Source organism: Brasilonema sennae CENA114 (assembly GCF_006968745.1).
Classification (GTDB): domain Bacteria; phylum Cyanobacteriota; class Cyanobacteriia; order Cyanobacteriales; family Nostocaceae; genus Brasilonema; species Brasilonema sennae.
The window spans coordinates 6519626-6538194 of record NZ_CP030118.1; the positions used below are offsets into that span (position 1 = coordinate 6519626).

Below are 18569 nucleotides of genomic sequence, written 5' to 3' on the forward strand. Positions count from 1 at the left end.
TAGATGAGGAGTAAATCAATGAAATCACTAAAATCAGGCTTGATTGTTCTAGGAACTGTGGGGCTGCTTTTCTTAGGTGCTTGTAGTAATGCAACCCAAGAAAATAATTCAGCAAGTAACACAGAATCTTCAACCGCAACCAATACCTCAAAAACTGAGACTGCTAAATCACATGGGAAAAGCGAGCATGGTGACAAAGAGCATGGACATGGTGGTCAAGTTGTCGAGTCAGGTCAATATCATTTAGAGTTAGTAACTCATAAAGAAGACAAAGGCTCTCATTTGGATTTCATTATAGAAAAAGGTGAAAAACACGAAATAGTATCCAATGCCAAAGTAACAGCTCAAGTTCAACTACCTGACGGAACTCAGAAAACCTTAGATTTCAAATATGATGCTAAAGATAAACACTATACAGCTGCGCTTCCAGGAAACGCACCCGGTCAATATCCGGTAAAAGTTACTGCTGATATTGGCGGTGAAAAGGTAAACGGTCGATTTACTGTTAAGCAATAATTTGAGCAGTTGACATAGCTTGCAGGGCATTTATGTCTCATAATCACAGTCACGGACATAACCACGGAAGTAGTAATTACAACCGTGCTTTTATAATTAGCGTCACTCTCAATACAGGGTTTGTCATCATCGAGGCAATTTATGGCATTCTTGCTAACTCCCTTGCCCTGCTTGCCGATGCGGGTCATAATTTGAGTGATGTTTTGGGTTTGCTACTTGCTTGGGGAGCAAGCGTCCTCGTCCGTCGTCGTCCCACGCCACGTCGCACCTATGGGTTGCGTCGCTCCTCGATTTTGGCTGCTCTGTTGAATGCTATCCTTTTACTTGTAGCTTCAGGTGCGATCGCATGGGAAGCTATTCAGCGCTTTCTTGAACCCAGCCCAGTATCAGGCGGTATAATTATCAGCGTTGCAGCGGTAGGCATCGTCATTAACACGGTAAGTGCCTTAATGTTCATGTCTGGGCGCGAGAGGGACTTGAACATCAGAGGAGCCTTTCTCCACCTGGTTGCTGATGCAGTCGTATCTTTGGGTGCAGTGTTGGCTGGTATCGCTATTATTGCAACTGGCTGGCTGTGGTTCGATCCTGTTGTGAGCTTGATTATTGTTGTTGTGATTGTTGTAGGTACTTGGCAATTGTTCCAAGAATCTCTCAACTTGGCGACAGATGCCGTACCAGCAGGTATTGAACCGCTTGCAGTTCGTACGTATCTAGCTGAACTTCCTGGTGTGAGTAGTGTTCATGACCTGCATATTTGGGCAATGAGTACCACTGAAACAGCACTTACAGTTCACTTGGTTATACCTACAGGACATCCCGGCGATGCTTTTTTCACACAGGTAAATCGAGAACTTCACGACAATTTCGGCATTGAACACGCCACAATCCAAATAGAAAGTGGTGATCCGAATTATCCATGTTCTCTTGCTCAAGAAAATGAAAATGTTGTTTAAAGGTGACTCAGATCTTGCACCTGAGTTAAAAACCGGGTTTCTTGACAATGCCTGCTCTTATAAACCTTAATTTCTGGTTCAGAAACCCTAGGTTTGGGTCTTGTTGAGAATGCTGCAAGATATGAGGTGAGAAAGTACTCTTAATTTTTATCTCTCAATTTCTAACAATTATAGCTATAGCCATCAAGATTAGGACGTAAACTATAAGAGTTCCCATAGCATCTACCCGATTTCAATGGCTAAACCTTATAGTGATGATTTGCGGCAAAAGGTAATGCAGGCGATAAGCCGGAGGCTTGACGCTACGCGTATCGAGTTGGACGGTCTCAAGAAGTGTGAAGCAAGCCTTCTGTTCAATATCAGTCGCAACACAATTAACTTGTGGTGTCAGCGCAAAGCCCAAACGGGTGATGTCAAACCCAAACACAGGAACGCATCGCCGCAGAAAGGTAAAATCAGGGATTGGGAGAAGTTTCGCACCTTTGTCAAAGAGTATGGGGACAAAACCCAGAGTGAAATGGCACAGCTATGGGAGGGAGATATTAGCCAACGCACAATTTCCAGGGCATTGCAAAAAATAGGACATACTCGTAAAAAAAAACATACGGATATAGTCAACGAGATGAAGCCAAGCGGGCAGCGTTCTTGGCGCAACTGAAAAACCCTAAAGCACCGCACCTGGTATACGTTGATGAGTCTGGCATGGATGAGAGAGATAATTACGGTTACGGATAGGCCCCTGTTGGGGAACGTTTTTACGACCTCAAATCAGGTTGTCGCAAGAGTCGGCTCAACATGATCGCTGGTTATCGAGATGGGCAAATAATTGCGCCATTTACGGTCGTTCGCGCAGCGTCTCCGATAGGAGAGGGGGCGTGTAATCGTACCGTGTTTGAGACCTGGGAGCGAAACTTGCTTGATTTCAATGTTGCGTCCCCGTGAGTGGGGGAAACAGTCGATAATGCTACCTTTCATCGTGGCGGTCGGATTGCTCAATTAATTGAAGAGGCTTTCTTGTCAGTTAGTTTACCTACCACCTTATTTACCGGATCGATTGGCGGATTGAAAAGTGTTGGGCTACTTTGAAAAGTAAGGTTCGCAAGCTTTTAGCCACATCAGACAATTTACGTGATGCAATGGAAATCGTTCTCAAGCAAGCAGCGTCCTAATTAATCTGGCTACAGCTATACATCTACAATTCTCAGGTTTAACAGGGTTTGGTCTTGCTCACGCGTGAGGAATACCCTTAAACGACCGCCCATATCATTTGTTACTTACATAGATATATTCTGGGTATTTACTTATCTTAACATAGTTAGGTTTTTTCCCGCCTACCTACTTATATATTTTGAACTCACATACATACCGAAGTCTTGATATAAATATGGTTTACCCAATTTGGACTCCGAAGCTACTAGAAACTTATCTACAGATTCAGATTTATTTGAAAAATATGAGTCATGACCTTTAATTAAAAACAAGTGAACTCTTGTTTCCTTGATCATTTTATCTTTGAGAACGTGAAAGACATTATATAATAAGTCGTTATACCCTTCAAGATTTCCATCCATCACAACAAAAAATAGATCAATGATTTTTCTTTCTCTATAAATCATTGATATCTTCGTTTTAATATTATTATTAATTTCGTTAAGATTATTGGTTCGCAATACGACAATTTGTTTTTCCAATGGGATCTTTTTAAAGTAATAATTGACGGTTCCCTGAATAAAATCTGGATAAAATATAATCAAGTCATTTTTTTGCCACTCCAACTCCACTAATCGAGCGACTTCTCGGTTTTCTTCCACAGGTTTATAGGCTTGATGAGTTACCCAGTTTGCTGTATAGCTTAGGCTTAATATGATTAAGCATACAATAGATGCTATTTTTATTTTATGAGTTGGTATAGTTGCTATTTGTAATGCCACAAAAGCAACAAACGGCACTAGACTAGGCAAAATAATTCGATAATAAAATATTGGACTACCTATCAGAGAATAAACTAAAATTACTATCCAATAAATTATTGTAGCAGCCAGAAAAGGAAAGCTAATTCTCCAGCTACCAAAAAACACTGAAAGAGCGAAGATACCTGAAACTAAAAACGCACAATAAGGAATAATAGTAATCGGTAAATACAAAGAAGATAAACCGAATACATATTTAGCTGTGGATGATATTAAATTTAAGTTAATATCAGGCATCCACCACCAAGTCTCTTGAATTTCTCGTACTTGTTTTAGCCAGAAAAACTTAAGATAAAGAAAGGTAATGATAGGTATTATTATTGCTAAAAGTAGTTTTAAGTCTTGTATCTTTTTTCTAAGCAAGAAAGCTTGAATATAAAGAAAACAGACAATACTAGGTATAAGCATTATCCCAACTAAATGCGTACATACCGCGAAAAAAAAGCTCAAACATAAACCAATATATCCTAAAACTTTTTCTGGTTTAGCTATGATATGGGAGGCAAAAAGAAACGCCAGTGATGTTGCAAAAACTAGTAAAGGGTAAGCTTTTAGCTCTTGTGAATATCTTAGCATTATTGGTGTTGTTGCTAAGTAAACTCCTGCAAGCAGACTAGCTAGAGGAGAGTATTGTTTAATCCAGTTAATGACAATAGTTAAAGTTCCTAAACTCAAACCAACTGAAAATAATCTGAGAAATTCTTCTTTTTTGCTGATTTGACCCCAGAAATAAAGCAATATATAATATAAAGGTGGATGAACATCTCTTCTTAACTCCCTAAACATTTCTACAATGTTAGGATGTGAAATCTTGTGAATTGTAAAATACTCATCGTTCCAGAGTCCTTTATTTAAGCCTATTAGACCTAAAACCCCTGCCAATAAGAGAATTCCGAAAAAAGCATAAGGGTAAATATTCTTGATGCTTAGCAAATGAGCAGTACCTGTTTGTTTACTCATTTTATTTCATCCTTAATTTTGAAATATTTTAACTTATTTCTTTTATATTTTTTATCAATATAAAAAATACAGGTACTGCTGAAGAACTTTATTTTCGGCCTTACACAAAATGGGGATGAATACCGAACCGCCAACACAAGGTAGCACGTTGCCGTGAGAAGTCTATTATTGAGGTTTCTTCCGAACCGCGCAAGCCCATCAACTTTTCATACAAGCCAGCTGCATGAGAATATAATTGTGTTTATAGGTGAAGTTTGGCGAGAGTTTTTACTCTCCATACGCTTGTGTTTGCTTTTGTGAGAATCATATGGTTACCCTCATAACCTTGAACTACCTTTATTATGACAAATTTTCTCAACAATTTTATTGAGCTAGCTGATAGTGGAACACAAAAAGTTAAATAGGAGGAAAAGTCAAGTCTGTTTGATCAGGGCAGTTCAACAATGCGAGTAAGGAAAACAGTGTTCTCTTTGAACATGCGGCGGAACGCCAAGGAGATTGCTCGTTCTGTAGCATTTAAGCTGGCATCAAGATCAATCGCTTCTGTTTGCTTGAGCATCTCAATGATCAAGAAGGCATCACCTACGATTTTTACCGGATAATCGATGAAATAAATGTTACCTTTAGGAGCAAGCTCAAAACTTTGTGCTGTGACGATGACCTTGTTGTAGGACAGCTTTGCCATACGCAGCCAAGTTTCAAGCTCTAGACAGGCTGGGCTGATGCTAGGTAGTTCCTCAAAGAATGGGGCAGTGTATAAGGTCATCATTTTCTCAAACTCCCTTATGGGGCTAAAACAGTTTTACAACCTTAATGGTGTTGGTTAAAACGACTTGTTAGGCTTATATCAGTCCGGCATTCATTGCATTAGTGTTGAGCTACACTGGTGTATATGTCATTTTCTCTGTTAATGAAGACAACAGATAATGCCTGGTAAGCTTCTGTCCAAGCTGCGATCACTTCTTCTGTAGCTGCTTGATCCAATACATCTTTCATCGCTTGCAGTAAGCACTCTCCTACAATCGGATATTGTTCTGGTAAAACATCGGTCTGAACATGGCGATGGGCAATCTTTTCTACCATTGCCTTAAGAGGAGGTAGATTGTCAATTTGACTGGCATAGCTATAAACTGCTGTAGCCAATCTTGCAGGCTGAGAACCATTTGCTTGAGCAGACATATCAAACTGTTCTTTAATCTCTGGATGCTTAGAGAACATAATTTCATACATTCGAGATGTAATTTTAGACCCGTGCTTTTTCAACATAGGGGCTGTAGACTTAACAATGTCTATCGTTTGTTGGCTAATCATAATCTCTTTCACCGAAATGATTTTTGACTAACACCAATTTAATCGGTCTGAAAATTAGTTACTATGAGCAAGCTCATACTTGGAGAGCAATTTTCAGGTAAATCGACCAAACCGTAGGGGACGCGTTCCAAACCTCCGGACGTCAAGTAAGACCATCATCGGATTTGGTTCCGAATTTCTAGCAATAGAAATACCCAACGTGGCATTGACGGATGAAACTGGAAGCCCCTACCATAAACGGTGCTTCGACTGCGCTCAGCAACAACTCCGTTTTGGTAGTGGGACTTCACAATACTACCAGGTGATAACCGTTACCACAGCTATTTTATTCCCCTGTTAGATAAAACTAACGAGGGTTTGTTTTTGGGCTGACGCGTAGAAGTGGTACAGTACTGCCTTTGGTCGTAAGTGGAGCAGCGTATAAATGGCACACTATAAAACTGATGAAGAGCTACTTGAGATGCTATCGGAAGTTATCCTTGGGCTGAAGCGACTAGATAATGCAACGCCTAACCGCTCTAGAGAGCTAGCGATAACTAACCTGGAAACAGGAGGGCTATGGTTAGAAAAGTTGTTGAAAGAACAGGAGCAACCGGAAGAATAACTGGCTGGTAGGTCACTTTATGCAACCCCTAACCGAGAACCCCAGCCTAAGGTTAGGACTGGGGTTTTCTATACCTATATCTATATAGTTGCTGGAACATCAGTGCTGATAGGAAGTGTTCTTTACAACATCATCTTCTAAAACCCCTGCAATAATAGCAAGCAACTCATCGTCACTCAGTTCTTCTTCAAACAGTTTTTGTAGGATTTCAGCGTTTTGAGTTTGCATAATGTCTTAATAAATTTATGTAAAAAATAACTGCTTACTAAAAAGAAGTGTATAACAGCCTACTCAAAAGTAACTTCATCCTTTGGAAAGAAGTTCTTGTAACTCGTAACTCGTAAGTATGTCTACTGGCTCCCATATCTTTAACTTTCTGGCGCACTACTCCCGCAACGTGCAAACGCGAATATATTGATCTAAAAATAAAAAAACCCCCAATCCTCTATTTTCAAAGAACTGGGGGGAACTGGAGCATGGATATTTAGCAATTGATCACTCGTAATTCTTACCAACAACTCCATCATGAGTATCAACTGTGCTCAAATGAGCAAATCTTTGATAATTTCTCTATTATTAGAACAGTTTGTATAGGTTTCCTATTTTTATACCCACTCTACCTTATTTCTCAATCCTTGCTTTTCGTGATCAGCACGTTGCTATCCTAAATGATTCTCCCCATAGATCACATGAAGCAAATGTCCCAAACACATTGGGAATAAAGTAACCATTGATTTGTGACTTTTGTCATAGTCTTTACCGAATGAAAATAGGATAGCAAGCGCTAGTCTGAAACTCTCACATAAAATACGGTAAAAGTAGCCCAAACGTTGCACTATTTTGTTGTCTTTTGTGAAATGTCACCTTCTTTCCCTTCCCTGCGCTTGTTACTTTATTTGGAATGGCTGTTATTGGGCATGAGTCTCTTGGCAGAATTCCTAATTCCCCCTATCTACCCATTCCACACTTCTCCTTGGTTCACTGTTTTGAGGATTGTTGTGTTTGGAGTCATGGGTTTAAGGCTACCAAAGCAGAACTTCAGTTACAAAGTTATCTATACGGTAGTAGAATTCGGGATTCTTTTGCTACCAGCTTTGACAAACAATCATCTTCGTTGTGCTCCCCTACTTGGGTTAATTGCGGTGATTCGCAGTTGCCAAATGTTCAACTTAAAAGGTCGCTTAATTGTTGCCGCTCTAGTATACATATCATACCTCTACACAGAGTTCTTACGAATTAGCCGAACCCCTGTTTTCTTCAAAATGCCCTTGCCTTTGAGACACGGAAGAGCGTGTATAGGACCACCCATGCCGCCGCCTAATACAGTTAATTTTATACTGAATAATGCGATTACTTTTGCTTTGACGTTGACTTTTGTATTGCTACTAGTTAACGCTGTGCTGGCAGAACGCAGAAGTCGGCAAGAATTAGCATTTGCTCATGAGCAGCTACGCCAGTATGCTTTGCGAATTGAAAATCAGGCAACTTTACAAGAGCGCAACCGCATTGCTCGTGAAATTCATGACTCCCTGGGACATGCTCTCACAGCTCAGACAATTCAGCTAGAGAATGCTTTGCTATTATTGCCTTCTAATGTTGATAAAGCTATAGAGTTTCTTCAACAAGTAAAACAGCTAGGTTACCAAGCATTGCAGGAAGTCTCTCGTTCTGTCGCAACACTGCGAGCTGATCCATTACGCGGGAAGTCTCTAGAAAAGGCAATTGACAATCTCATCCGAGACTTTAGTAGCGCAACAACTCTCACACCAGAGTGCAAAATTAGCCTGACATCTCCTGTGACTTCTGAAGTGGGTACTGCTATCTATCGCATTTTACAAGAAGCACTGACCAATATATCCAAACATAGCGGAGCGACTGAGGTGAGTGTGCAGTTGCAAACGCAAACTGGAAGGATAAACTTACTTGTGGAAGACAACGGCAAAGGCTTTTATCCAGAACAAAACACCACAGGTTTTGGACTTCAAGGAATGCGAGAACGAGCAACTGCATTAGGAGGAAACTTTAATATTATGAGCAAACAAGGAGCGGGATGCCGCATTCAAGTCAGCATACTGATACTAGAGTCTAGTATGATGAATTCTGAACCTGCAACAAAAAATCCAAAATCCAAAATCTTATGATTCGACTGTTGCTGGTAGATGACCAAGTTATTATTCGTCAAGGACTTAAGAACCTACTGGAATCAAAACCTGATTTACAGGTGGTTGGTGATGCTGAAAATGGTCAACTTGCCATTGAAGCATTGCAGAGACTTTATGGAACACCATCGCAACCAGATGTTGTGCTGATGGATGTTAGAATGCCCGTTATGGATGGCGTTGCTGCAACTCGGTTGATTTGTCAGGGATTTCCAGAAATAAACATTCTGGTACTGACAACATTTGATGATGATGAATATGTTTCACAAGCCATGCGCTATGGAGCAAAAGGTTATCTGTTGAAGCATACACCGCTTGAGGATTTGGCTATCGCCATTCGAGCCGTACATCAAGGTTACACCCATATGGGACCAGGACTGTTTGAAAAAGCCCTAAATGCGCCTGAGATATCTGAACCAGTACACTCAGCCATTCCATCAGAACTAGCAGAACTGTCTCCTAGGGAGAAAGAAGTTTTAAGATTAATTGCAATGGGGTTGAGTAACCGCGAAATTGCTCATACACTTTACATCTCAGAACGGACAGTTAGAAATCATGTCACGAGTATTTTGAGTCAGTTGCATTTGCGCGATCGCACTCAAGCAGCCCTCCTTGCTAGTACTTTTCTCCCACAATTGGAAATTTGAGGAACAGGGAACACTTCGACAAGCCACTTCGACTACGCTCAGTGCTAGTCAGTGCATCCCAGGGAACAGGGAACAGGGAAAAATTACGTTTGGGATGGTAGAGTTTTAGGGATGTTTAGGTAGTAATGCCATAAAATTCTTGCAGCAATGGCACGCCAAGGACGCCAATTGTCTGCAATGGCTTCGAGTTGTTCTGGTGTTGGACGTACTGATAAGTTCTTGAGTTTTTGTAAGGCGATCGCCAATGCTAAATCACCTTTGGGAAAAACATCAGGGCGTTGCAGCGCCATCAGCAAGTAAATATCTACTGTCCAATCTCCAATACCTTTGATCCGCTTTAACTCAGTCCGGATAATTGTTTCCTCCATTGTCTCTAGCTTAACAAGGTCAAGCTCACCGTTTACAATAGCATTCGCCAATGCACGAGTGTACACAGTCTTTTGCCGACTCAAGCCAATTGCTTTTAACTGAACATCATCAAGTGTGAGAAAATTTTCTGGCGTCAGCCTTACTACCATTGCACACAAGCGTTCATAGATAGCCTTTGCAGAAGCCAAAGAAACTTGTTGTTCTAAAATGATACGCACAAGCGTTGGGAAACCAGCAATTCTATTCCACATTGGTGGAGATCCCAGAGTTTCGAGAACGTGAGCAAAATCGTTGTCGCGACTGGCAAGTTCCATCAAAGCACGGGCAAGAGTTTCTTGTGTGAGTGATTCTGAGATCAACATAAATACAGTAATAAAAATTTGACTTTAAGGTACCTTAGAATAAGCTAGCGTTCCAAATTGCTTTTTGATTGTGGTTATACTGCGTCCTTTCGTTGATAAACAGACAATACTAGATTTTGCCAAGCGCTACCCGCAGTTAGACATTGCTGCAGTAGAAACTTGTTTAACTTTTCTACACACCACGGCTGATGTTTATCAAGCCATAGACGCTCATTTTGCCCGATATAGTCTTTCAAAGGGCAAATTTACGCTATTGATGCAATTGTTTCAGGCTGACGAGAAAGGATTAACACCTTCTGAATGTGCTGAGAGAGCAGGTGTTACAAAAGCAACAATCACAGGACTCCTTGACGGACTTGAACGAGATGGATTAGTCAAACGCTTTCCTGATTCAGAAGACAGGCGGATGCTTCGTTTACAACTCACAGAACAGGGACGGGACTTGCTTTCTCAAATGCTTCCAGACCATTTTTGCCGCACCACCAACTTGATGGCAAATCTCACTGACACCGAAAAAAAGACACTCATCAAGCTTTTAAATAAGGTACGCGCTGGCACCTCAGCAATGCTTGACCCCTAAATAAAATGCTTGTCGATGATTGTTAGCTAGTGTAACCTATTAATTAGGAGGCTAACTATATGCCACCTAATCAAGTTTCGGAAAAACTCATATGAACAAGCTAAGCGTCAAGCAAAAAAACTGGTTGCTAACGTTTCATGTCGCCTTTGGAGGAATTTGGTTTGGTACTGCTTTATGCATGATCGCTATTGCTTTAAGCAACCGAAACACTCCCAGCGGTGATGAATTGTACGCTGTCAATGCAGTTATGAAGCTACTGGATGATTTTGTGATTATTCCTTCTGCTACCTTATCGCTGATCACCGGTGGATTACTCTGCTGGCTGACGATTTGGGGATTCTTCAAACACTACTGGGTTATCGTCAAGTGGATAGCAACTGTAACACTCATCGTTACTGGTACAATTTGGCTTGGTCCTTGGACAAATGCAATGACTGCTATCTCTGATGCAGAAAGGTTGCAAGCGCTGCAAAATCCGCTGTACGTATTTGACCAAAAGGCAGTACTTGTGGGTGCTATTATTCAGACTTCATGTCTTTTAGTCATTATTGGTATTTCAGTTCTCAAGCCTTGGGGAAGGCGAAAGATTAAAAAGCCGGAGAAACAGCCAGTTGCTTCTAATAGCTAGCAGCTTGAACTTTTGTCATTTTGTTGTGCTTCTTGTGCAAGTAATTTTTGTTTGCGTTCAATCCCCCAGTGATAGCCGCCGAGATTGCCATCCGTTCGCAAGACACGGTGACATGGTATAATCAGCGCTGTTGGATTAGCACCACAAGCACTACCCACAGCGCGGACTGCCTGAGGCTTACCAATTTCAGAGGCAATATCAGTATAGGTACGCGTTTCGCCATAAGGAATATTCTGTAACGCCTGCCAGACTTGTTTTTGAAATGCTGTCCCACGTACATCAAGGGGTAAATCGATGTGGGCTATGTCTCCTTTGACGAAATCAAGGATTGTCTGTACCCAGTCTCGGTGCATATCGTCATCACGTACGATTTGCGCTTGATTGAATTCACTAAGAAGAAGACGTTCTAGTTCATCTGCTTCATCACCCAATTTAACAGCGCAGATTCCTTTTTCTGTTGTTGCGACAAGCAGATATCCTAAAGAACATGGAACGACGGTATAGGTAATGTGGATTCCTTTGCCACTACACCGATAAGTCTTGGGTGTCATTCCAAGTTGCTTTGATGCTTTTTCATAGAGTCGGCTACTTGAACCATATCCCGTGTCGTAAAGTGCATGAGCAATTTCCTCTCCTTGCTGAAGACGCTGTTTGAGGCGTTCGCTGCGAAGTCCATCTGCATATTCAAAAGGAGATACGCCCATCATTTGTTTAAAAACTCGTTGCAAGTAGCTAGGACTTATTCCAAAGTGAGAACCTAGTTCCGATAGAGTTGGGATACGATCAACTTGTTCTTCGATGTATCGACAGACTGCCAAGATTTTAGCCTTGGTCAAATTCTCAACTATTTCATATTGTGGGTGACATCGCTTACAAGCTCGAAAACCTTCTGTTTCAGCCTCTTGTGGTGATTGAAAGAAACAAACTTGGTTTTTATTCGGTCTTGGACTAGGACAAGTTGGTCGGCAGTATATGCTTGTAGAGCGAACACCGTAGAATAGTTTTCCATCGAAACTGGAATCTCTATTGAGAACTGCTTGCCAAAAAGTTTCTTCTGTGGTGCTGGTTTGTTGTAATTTCATTGATATCTCGTTAAGATATATCGCTCATGATTAAGGGCTTGAAGTAACACTAGATTAGACGTATGCACAAACTACGTTCTACCCGATTATTGCGATCAATATTTAAGCTTCTATAGCAATCCGCGTAGAGATTGTAAGAAAAACTTCACCCTCTAACTAAGTACGCTTCAGCAAAGTTGGGATTAATCGACAGTGCTTGACTAATATCGTGTCCGGTGAAAGACTTATCATTAAGACTGCAAGGGAGCAGGGGGGAGAAAGAGTTTTCACTCTTTTTGCACAGATGCACCGAATTATAACTAATTAGGCGGACATGATATAAAATCTTCAATTGCTTACACGAAGTAAGCAACTGCCATGTTGTTCCATTGTGTTACGGTAATGATGTACCGCAAGCAGCGCATAATATGGTAAGCAGCTTAAAAGAACTCATAGAAGAATCAGAACTGGTACATGTAGATGACCCAGAGGAAAGATTTACCATTAGCGGCGTAAGTTGGGAAATTTATGAGGCGCTGCTAGCCAAACTGGAGGATAATTCCCATTACCGTATTACCTACTTGGATGGGGTATTAGAAATTGTGTCGCCGTCAATTAGACATGAAAAAGTGAAAAAAAATCTGGCTATGTTGCTAGAGCATTATATGTACAGAAAGCGCATTAACTGTATACCTATGGGAAGCACTACTTTTAGAAATCAAGCTAAAAAAGCTGGTGCTGAACCAGATGAGTGTTACTGCATAGGAGAAGAAAAAAGCGTCCCAGATATTGCTATCGAAGTAAATATCACAAGCGGTAATCTTGATAAGCTAGAGACTTATCGGCGACTTGGTGTCAAAGAAGTTTGGATGTGGAAAACTAATGGACTCTATCTATACTATTTGCGAGAAGAAACTCCCAAGCAATTTATAGATACCTATGGATACGAGCGCATTGATACAAGTGAACTTTTGCCAGACCTAGACATATCATTGCTCTCTCGATGCGCTTTAATGACAAATTCACTTGAGTGTATCGACGAATTTGAGCAAGGCTTAAAAAACAATAAGTGAAACGTTATTGTGATAGCCTTTTTAGGCAATATGGATCTGATACCTCATCGCTATTGCTTTCAATAATCTAGATTCTTTTCCTGATAGAAACTTGCGCAAAGACACAAAAAATTTCTGTGTCTTTGCAGTTCATCTTAATATGTCGGAATTGACGGGTCGATTTCCTTACTCCAAGCAAGAATACCACCCTTTACATTCGTGCCATTAACTCCCGCTTCCTTGAGAATGCCAAGGGCTTTGGCAGAACGCATACCTGATTTACAATGAGCAATCAGGCGATGACCGTTGAGTAATTCCTTTACCTTCACAACGCCTGAACCACTTTCAATTTCTGACAAAGGTATCAAAACAGAACCAGAAATTTGGGCAATTTCGTACTCGTGCGGGTTGCGGACATCCAGCAGCACAAAATCATTTGTACCACTATCCAGCAATTGCTTCAACTCTTGAACTGTTATTTCTGACATTTCCATCTGCTGTTTGTCCTCTTGTGCTTTGGCTTGTGGGATACCGCAGAATTGTTCGTAGTCTATCAACTTTTCAATGACTGGACGAACTGGGTTAGGACGCAGCTTTAACTCTCGAAACTTCATGTTCAACGCATCATAAAGCAGCAAGCGTCCACTTAAAGTTGTCCCCTTACCAATTATGATTTTAACCGTTTCCGTTGCTTGGATGACACCAATAATTCCTGGCAAAATTCCCAAGACACCACCTTCTGCACAAGAAGGAACCATTCCTGGTGGTGGTGGTTCGGGATAAAGATCACGATAATTTGGTCCACCCTCGTAGTTAAATACTGTAGCTTGTCCTTCAAAACGGAAAATGGAACCGTAGACATTGGGCTTATTCAGCAACACGCAAGCATCATTGACTAGATAACGAGTGGGGAAGTTATCGGTACCATCCACCACAACATCATAAGGTCTAACAATGTCGAGAGCGTTTTCCGAAGTCAGACGAGTTTCGTATAAATCAATCTGACAATACGGATTAATCTCTAAAATTCGATTCTTTGCAGATTCAATCTTAGGTTTATTGATCCAAGACGTACCATGAATAACTTGACGTTGCAAATTGGAAGTATCGACAACATCAAAATCAACAATACCAATACGTCCAATACCTGCAGCAGCCAAATACAAAAGCAGAGGTGAACCCAGTCCACCTGTACCAATACATAGTACACTGGCAGCTTTCAGGCGTTTTTGTCCCTCCAACCCCACTTCTGGCAAAATCAGGTGGCGGGAGTAACGTTCGTAATCATCTTTCGTCAGCTGGATTTCATCCAGATTAGGATTGAGCATAGCACTTTAATGAGCAAGAGCGAACTGAACAATTCAAAATTGAAAATATGCCCTATGGGCACGCTACGCCTTTCTATACGCAAGACAGTTTATTGATCCTATCCAAAAACGACGTGTCTGGAGAGATTGTAAAATACTGTTAAATTTTGTTTTCAATTGCTTCTTGCTGAAACTGGTGGTTATCGTCTAAACACCAATTTTTGATGTCACTCGCTTTGCCATTTTGTACAGAAACAATAATGTAAGAGTATTCCTGCCAAGCACACTGACGGTCAAACTCTGAGGGAATTGCTGGATGATCAGTATGGGAGTGATAGATACCTACGATATTTAGGTTACGTTCACGTGCTTCCCTTTGTGCTTGCAACATGACTTGGGGGGCGATCGCGTACCTTTGCTTCTTACTGTAATCTAATGTGTCATCTTTAGGGAAATCTGCGGCTGTTTCTGCATTCCAAGCATTTTCTGTTGACATCACTTCTACCACAGTTTTGCCCTCGCTTGTCAGATGACCAAATATTATACCGCAACATTCTTCTGGGTAAGTGGTTTCGGCGTGGGTGTAGATGGTTTCTATGTGCTGTGGGAAGAGTTTGAGAATCATGAAAGATTTTTAACCGCAGATAGACGCTGATGAATTAAATGTATTGCCATTTTGTGGCTGTGATCAGAAATTCCTGACGAGCAGTTTACTCCCTTCCCGCCAGAAGAATACCTAATTTAACAAACCGCCAACACGAGGCAGTGCGTTGTGGGGGTTCCCCCCGTTGAAGCAACTGCCGTGCCAAGTACGCCAAGAAAATCAAAAAGAAGATAGGTAATCTTGCACGCCTGATGGGAGTAGATTCTACCTTAAGAAATTTACAGGTGGAACTCATCCTCATAATTAGGGTATTCCGTACCGAGTAGCTTGTCCCAAAACGTGAAGTACAATCCGTAGTGTACTGTGTACTTGCGATGATGCATCAAGTGATGCATTGGACCGATGAACCACCTTCCAAGCCAGTGGTGGTGGGATGACGAGGGAAATACTTCAAATCCAAGATGGGTTAACACTGCCCATACTGTCATGGTCATGAGCACGGCAACCAAGGTGATTAAATGGAGGGGAACGGTGAAGATGACACCGACAAAAAAGAGTGCCTGTATGATTGCCTCCGGTAGGTCGAAAGCGAAGGAACTCCACGGTGTTGGTTCTCCCGAACGGTGATGCCCCTGATGCATCCATTTGAAAATCAGAGGGTGATGAAACATCCGATGGATAAAGTAAAAGTACGTATCCTGAAGGATGAGCACCGCAACAAAGCTAACTCCTAAATACCACAGTCCATACTTATGCAAGTCAGTGTAGAAGAGTGTTACTCCTATACCGTACTTTGATATGAGCGCTGCACAAAGAGCAAAAACGACTGCAGAGAGAACCGATAATTTGATATCCGTTTGAATGGAACCAGCCATCGGCGGCTTCAGACGCAAATTCCGTTTTGCAAGGAACTTTCCTACAGCTGAATAGAAGAGCAAGTATGCTCCCCCAGCTATGAGAAAGTATCGAGCAAGAATAACAGCGAACAAGACAAACCAATAGAACAAAAATGAGTGGTTCGTCAATTTAACGTTTCCTCCAAGCAGTCAGGATAATATGACTCCTCACACCGAAACTCTCACTTTTAAATTTGGCTAACTTTAGTGTCGTAAATTTCACTCCTGACTTGTTCGAGTTCTGGTTCAACTACCGTGAGATGTTGCTCTAAAATCGCCAAATTACGGATATTGGACTTATAGAAAGCATCAAACAAATCACCCACCAATGGTACTGTGCCAACGACTGCTTCCAAACTAATGTTGAAAATCATTTGGGCTAAGTCTTTAGGTGGTATACCAAAGCGAGTAGCTAAAAAGATGATGTAAGCTGAAAATGTTGTACTGATTAAATCACCAGCACCTGGAACTAGACCAATAATTGGGTCTAATCCGACGCGAAAACCGAAAAAAGGAACCCGTATAGACGTATCCATTAATACGCTGAGTTTGCGAATGCGATTGAGAGTAGCAAGGCGTTTGGCAGCGTCCATAATTTCCAAGATTTGCACTACTCTTAAATTGCATCAGTTTCGGTTACGAGTCTTGTACCCTGAGAAAGAACACCCATTACATCAGAAGTAGCTTTGCCTTAAGCTTGCTGTCTGACTTCCTCATTTTCTCAGTGCGCCTTACCTGCTCCCAGATACAGTTCGCCTACCTTGGGATCATTCAATAATTGCAAACCTGGACCTGAGATAGCATCGCGTCCGGACTCAAGAACGTAACCCCGTGAAGCCATTTCCAAAGCTTTACGGGCGTTTTGCTCTACGAGTACGATCGCTGTACCAGTCTGGTTAATTTGTTTAATTTGCTCAAACACCTGCGTTACCAGGATGGGAGACAAAGCTGCAGAAGGTTCATCTAAAAGCAGTAAGCTGGGTTCTAACATCAAGGCTTTGCCCATTGCTAGCATTTGACGTTCGCCACCTGAGAGAGTACCAGCACGTTGGTTGCGGCGATCGCCTAGCCTAGGAAACATATGAAATATCTTATCCTTGAGCGGTTTGAGGGGAACATTGCGCACAAAAGCGCCCATTTCTAAATTTTCTTCTACATTCAGCGAAGGAAAGACATTAGCAATTTGCGGTACGTAACACATTCCCTTCTCAACGATTTGATTCGACTTGAGTCCACCGATATTCTCGCCATTGAAGGTAATTGAGCCTGTGTGGGGAGTCAAAAGCCCAAAAATAGCTTTTGCTAAGGTTGATTTTCCAGCACCATTGGGACCAATGACTGTTACCAGTTCCCCCCGTTCCACTCGAAAATTCACACCTTGTAGGATGTCCACATCCTTGATGTATCCAGCGTGGACATTTTTCACTTCTAGCAGGGCAGATGAATCAGTTAGCGAATCAGACATAATGTTCTATATTATAAATACAAAATATAGTTGAGCTAGGGAACGCTTAACGCTTAACAGGCAACGCTTAACACCCGAACGCTTAACTCTTAACGCTTAATATAAACTGTACGAAGCTTCGCAAAAATCAAATACGAATCCTATAGTTACTTTAAAATACAATCATTTAGCTTAAAGTTAAATGATCCAACTATATCCCAAGACAAACACAGCGCCAATAAAATGACATAGGTCAAAAACCTATGTCCTAACGTGAGCTTCAAAAATTACTAACTAAATTTTGAAGTTAAGCAGCTTTCGTTTTCTTTCTACGGATAGCGGTAAAGTAAATTCCGAGTAAAGATACAGCAGCTAAACTAGTTGGTTCTGGAACTTGAGTAGATTTGTTGTCAGAAACTGTAATTTGACCACTTGCTACCTCACCATTATCACCAGCTTCTCCAATGTATAAGTAAAGTGGAGTGGTGTTTGAAATGGGATTTTTGAGGTTAAATACAACTTTTCCACCATCACCTAAGCTTACCATCCCGAAAGCATTGGCATCAGCACTAGCGTTGGCATCAAAATACGCAAGTGTTGCAACTGAATGATCAATGTTACCACCCCTTGTGCCAAATAAATCTGTTGGGTCAGCTGGAGAGCGCTGGGTTCCTGGGGTGAATAAAGTCCCTGAGGGAGTAAAATCGAAGACATCTAGCCCTGGTAAGTTTTTGATGTCTGTTGCATTGTTAACTAACACGTTGCTAATCTTGATTGCATCTAAATCAAAGCCGCTAAATTTCCCAGGTTGACCACCTTGGGCGCTGTTGCTATCAGCAATAGCAATGGAATTGATATCGAAGCCAAGATTAGAGAGATCCGCACGGTAAACACCAGTTAAACCGGGGTTTCCACCTGTTAAGCCTTCTAACTTTGTAAAATCAACATTCAGTGTTCCTGCTATAGCACTGGAAACTGATACTAGGGTGATTACCCCAGTAGCCAAACTTAATCTCAAGAAATTGCTAATCAGAGCTACACTCATGAATGGTTCTACGTAAGATTACTATACTCACCTATACACAGGTGCACTAGCAATTTCCGAACAATAAATATTTACTGTTACTTTTTGAAATCTTTATCTAG

The 18569-nt window shown here is 41.4% G+C and carries 20 protein-coding genes and 1 pseudogene; 9 read left to right on the top strand and 12 right to left on the bottom strand.

Going from position 1 to position 18569, the window contains the following annotated elements; translation table 11 throughout:
* The first annotated feature begins 18 nt into the window (after positions 1-18).
* From DP114_RS27105 to DP114_RS27115, 3 genes and pseudogenes are all read left to right on the top strand, one after another.
* Positions 19-516 carry a hypothetical protein gene (locus DP114_RS27105; RefSeq protein WP_171977596.1) on the top strand — a complete coding sequence of 166 codons (498 nt, stop codon included), beginning with the start codon at positions 19-21 and terminating at the stop codon, positions 514-516.
* A 32-nt stretch (positions 517-548) separates the two neighbouring features.
* Entirely contained in the window at positions 549-1469 is a 921-nt protein-coding gene (locus DP114_RS27110; protein WP_171977597.1) for a cation diffusion facilitator family transporter, read from the top strand.
* Between the two features lie 235 nt (positions 1470-1704).
* Positions 1705-2638: pseudogene (locus tag DP114_RS27115) on the top strand (IS630 family transposase).
* Between the two features lie 162 nt (positions 2639-2800).
* Here DP114_RS27115 and DP114_RS27120 read toward each other — a convergent pair.
* The 3 genes from DP114_RS27120 to DP114_RS27130 form a co-directional block, all read right to left on the bottom strand.
* Positions 2801-4399, bottom strand: a complete 1599-nt coding sequence (locus tag DP114_RS27120) for a glycosyltransferase family 39 protein (protein WP_171977598.1) — start codon at positions 4397-4399, stop codon at positions 2801-2803.
* 427 nt (positions 4400-4826) lie between these two features.
* Positions 4827-5168 carry a glutathione S-transferase gene (locus tag DP114_RS27125; protein WP_169267713.1) on the bottom strand — a complete coding sequence of 114 codons (342 nt, stop codon included), beginning with the start codon at positions 5166-5168 and terminating at the stop codon, positions 4827-4829.
* Positions 5169-5266: 98 nt separating this feature from the next.
* Complete coding sequence (locus DP114_RS27130) at positions 5267-5710, bottom strand: globin domain-containing protein (RefSeq protein ID WP_169267714.1); 444 nt, start codon at positions 5708-5710, stop codon at positions 5267-5269.
* 424 nt (positions 5711-6134) lie between these two features.
* Between DP114_RS27130 and DP114_RS27135 the strand changes: the two genes are divergently transcribed.
* Positions 6135-6314 carry a hypothetical protein gene (locus tag DP114_RS27135; protein ID WP_169267715.1) on the top strand — a complete coding sequence of 60 codons (180 nt, stop codon included), beginning with the start codon at positions 6135-6137 and terminating at the stop codon, positions 6312-6314.
* A 99-nt stretch (positions 6315-6413) separates the two neighbouring features.
* On the opposite strand, the gene DP114_RS35865 is transcribed toward DP114_RS27135, so the two are convergent.
* A complete protein-coding gene (locus tag DP114_RS35865) occupies positions 6414-6542 on the bottom strand; it encodes a hypothetical protein (RefSeq protein ID WP_256379287.1) in 129 nt (42 codons plus the stop codon).
* Positions 6543-7171: 629 nt separating this feature from the next.
* Between DP114_RS35865 and DP114_RS27140 the strand changes: the two genes are divergently transcribed.
* Both DP114_RS27140 and DP114_RS27145 read left to right on the top strand, forming a co-directional pair.
* Positions 7172-8455: a sensor histidine kinase gene (locus tag DP114_RS27140; RefSeq protein WP_171977599.1), complete on the top strand. Its 1284-nt coding sequence runs from the start codon at positions 7172-7174 to the stop codon at positions 8453-8455.
* On the top strand, positions 8452-9120 hold the full coding sequence (locus DP114_RS27145; RefSeq protein WP_169267717.1) for a response regulator transcription factor: 669 nt from the start codon (positions 8452-8454) through the stop codon (positions 9118-9120). The genes DP114_RS27140 and DP114_RS27145 overlap by 4 nt, the downstream gene beginning before the upstream one ends.
* Before the next feature lie 83 nt (positions 9121-9203).
* Here DP114_RS27145 and DP114_RS27150 read toward each other — a convergent pair whose 3' ends face one another.
* Positions 9204-9851 (bottom strand): DNA-3-methyladenine glycosylase family protein, encoded by a 648-nt coding sequence (locus DP114_RS27150; protein WP_171977600.1) that lies wholly within the window; start codon positions 9849-9851, stop codon positions 9204-9206.
* 70 nt (positions 9852-9921) lie between these two features.
* Here DP114_RS27150 and DP114_RS27155 point away from each other — a divergent pair, with 70 nt between their 5' ends.
* Together DP114_RS27155 and DP114_RS27160 are read left to right on the top strand one after the other, a co-directional pair.
* Entirely contained in the window at positions 9922-10431 is a 510-nt protein-coding gene (locus DP114_RS27155) for a MarR family winged helix-turn-helix transcriptional regulator (protein WP_169267719.1), read from the top strand.
* A gap of 91 nt (positions 10432-10522) precedes the next feature.
* Positions 10523-11059, top strand: coding sequence for a hypothetical protein (locus DP114_RS27160; protein WP_171977601.1), 537 nt, complete (start codon positions 10523-10525; stop codon positions 11057-11059).
* Here DP114_RS27160 and ada read toward each other — a convergent pair.
* On the bottom strand, positions 11056-12141 hold the full coding sequence (ada, locus tag DP114_RS27165; protein WP_171977602.1) for a bifunctional DNA-binding transcriptional regulator/O6-methylguanine-DNA methyltransferase Ada: 1086 nt from the start codon (positions 12139-12141) through the stop codon (positions 11056-11058). The two genes, DP114_RS27160 and ada, sit on opposite strands and share 4 nt — an antisense overlap.
* 407 nt (positions 12142-12548) lie before the next feature.
* On the opposite strand from ada, the gene DP114_RS27170 reads away from it, so the two are divergent.
* A complete protein-coding gene (locus tag DP114_RS27170) occupies positions 12549-13193 on the top strand; it encodes a Uma2 family endonuclease (RefSeq protein ID WP_169267722.1) in 645 nt (214 codons plus the stop codon).
* A 134-nt stretch (positions 13194-13327) separates the two neighbouring features.
* Here the strand turns inward: DP114_RS27170 and moeB are convergent, their stop codons facing one another.
* From moeB to DP114_RS27200, 6 genes are all read right to left on the bottom strand, one after another.
* Positions 13328-14500: a molybdopterin-synthase adenylyltransferase MoeB gene (gene moeB / locus DP114_RS27175; RefSeq protein WP_171977603.1), complete on the bottom strand. Its 1173-nt coding sequence runs from the start codon at positions 14498-14500 to the stop codon at positions 13328-13330.
* A 139-nt stretch (positions 14501-14639) separates the two neighbouring features.
* Positions 14640-15101: a M67 family metallopeptidase gene (locus tag DP114_RS27180; RefSeq protein ID WP_246163428.1), complete on the bottom strand. Its 462-nt coding sequence runs from the start codon at positions 15099-15101 to the stop codon at positions 14640-14642.
* Positions 15102-15361: 260 nt separating this feature from the next.
* Positions 15362-16108: a sterol desaturase family protein gene (locus DP114_RS27185; protein ID WP_171977605.1), complete on the bottom strand. Its 747-nt coding sequence runs from the start codon at positions 16106-16108 to the stop codon at positions 15362-15364.
* 59 nt (positions 16109-16167) lie between these two features.
* On the bottom strand, positions 16168-16572 hold the full coding sequence (locus DP114_RS27190; RefSeq protein ID WP_171977606.1) for a DUF4112 domain-containing protein: 405 nt from the start codon (positions 16570-16572) through the stop codon (positions 16168-16170).
* 128 nt (positions 16573-16700) lie between these two features.
* Positions 16701-17444 (bottom strand): ABC transporter ATP-binding protein, encoded by a 744-nt coding sequence (locus tag DP114_RS27195; RefSeq protein ID WP_171977607.1) that lies wholly within the window; start codon positions 17442-17444, stop codon positions 16701-16703.
* A gap of 286 nt (positions 17445-17730) precedes the next feature.
* Positions 17731-18468: a PEP-CTERM sorting domain-containing protein gene (locus tag DP114_RS27200; RefSeq protein ID WP_169265984.1), complete on the bottom strand. Its 738-nt coding sequence runs from the start codon at positions 18466-18468 to the stop codon at positions 17731-17733.
* Between the last annotated feature and the right edge of the window lie 101 nt (positions 18469-18569).

What these genes read in the sequence shown, in the direction of transcription:
- DP114_RS27190 (WP_171977606.1), bottom strand. Translation starts at nt 16,572, where the DNA reads ATGGACGCTGCCAAACGCCTTGCTACTCTCAATCGCATTCGCAAACTC.
- DP114_RS27160 (WP_171977601.1), top strand. Translation starts at nt 10,523, where the DNA reads ATGAACAAGCTAAGCGTCAAGCAAAAAAACTGGTTGCTAACGTTTCAT.
- DP114_RS27105 (WP_171977596.1), top strand. Translation starts at nt 19, where the DNA reads ATGAAATCACTAAAATCAGGCTTGATTGTTCTAGGAACTGTGGGGCTG.
- DP114_RS35865 (WP_256379287.1), bottom strand. Translation starts at nt 6,542, where the DNA reads ATGCAAACTCAAAACGCTGAAATCCTACAAAAACTGTTTGAAGAAGAA.
- DP114_RS27135 (WP_169267715.1), top strand. Translation starts at nt 6,135, where the DNA reads ATGGCACACTATAAAACTGATGAAGAGCTACTTGAGATGCTATCGGAA.
- ada (WP_171977602.1), bottom strand. Translation starts at nt 12,141, where the DNA reads ATGAAATTACAACAAACCAGCACCACAGAAGAAACTTTTTGGCAAGCA.
- DP114_RS27130 (WP_169267714.1), bottom strand. Translation starts at nt 5,710, where the DNA reads ATGATTAGCCAACAAACGATAGACATTGTTAAGTCTACAGCCCCTATG.
- DP114_RS27195 (WP_171977607.1), bottom strand. Translation starts at nt 17,444, where the DNA reads ATGTCTGATTCGCTAACTGATTCATCTGCCCTGCTAGAAGTGAAAAAT.
- DP114_RS27150 (WP_171977600.1), bottom strand. Translation starts at nt 9,851, where the DNA reads ATGTTGATCTCAGAATCACTCACACAAGAAACTCTTGCCCGTGCTTTG.
- DP114_RS27120 (WP_171977598.1), bottom strand. Translation starts at nt 4,399, where the DNA reads ATGAGTAAACAAACAGGTACTGCTCATTTGCTAAGCATCAAGAATATT.
- DP114_RS27125 (WP_169267713.1), bottom strand. Translation starts at nt 5,168, where the DNA reads ATGATGACCTTATACACTGCCCCATTCTTTGAGGAACTACCTAGCATC.
- moeB (WP_171977603.1), bottom strand. Translation starts at nt 14,500, where the DNA reads ATGCTCAATCCTAATCTGGATGAAATCCAGCTGACGAAAGATGATTAC.
- DP114_RS27200 (WP_169265984.1), bottom strand. Translation starts at nt 18,468, where the DNA reads ATGAGTGTAGCTCTGATTAGCAATTTCTTGAGATTAAGTTTGGCTACT.
- DP114_RS27145 (WP_169267717.1), top strand. Translation starts at nt 8,452, where the DNA reads ATGATTCGACTGTTGCTGGTAGATGACCAAGTTATTATTCGTCAAGGA.
- DP114_RS27110 (WP_171977597.1), top strand. Translation starts at nt 549, where the DNA reads ATGTCTCATAATCACAGTCACGGACATAACCACGGAAGTAGTAATTAC.
- DP114_RS27170 (WP_169267722.1), top strand. Translation starts at nt 12,549, where the DNA reads ATGGTAAGCAGCTTAAAAGAACTCATAGAAGAATCAGAACTGGTACAT.
- DP114_RS27140 (WP_171977599.1), top strand. Translation starts at nt 7,172, where the DNA reads ATGTCACCTTCTTTCCCTTCCCTGCGCTTGTTACTTTATTTGGAATGG.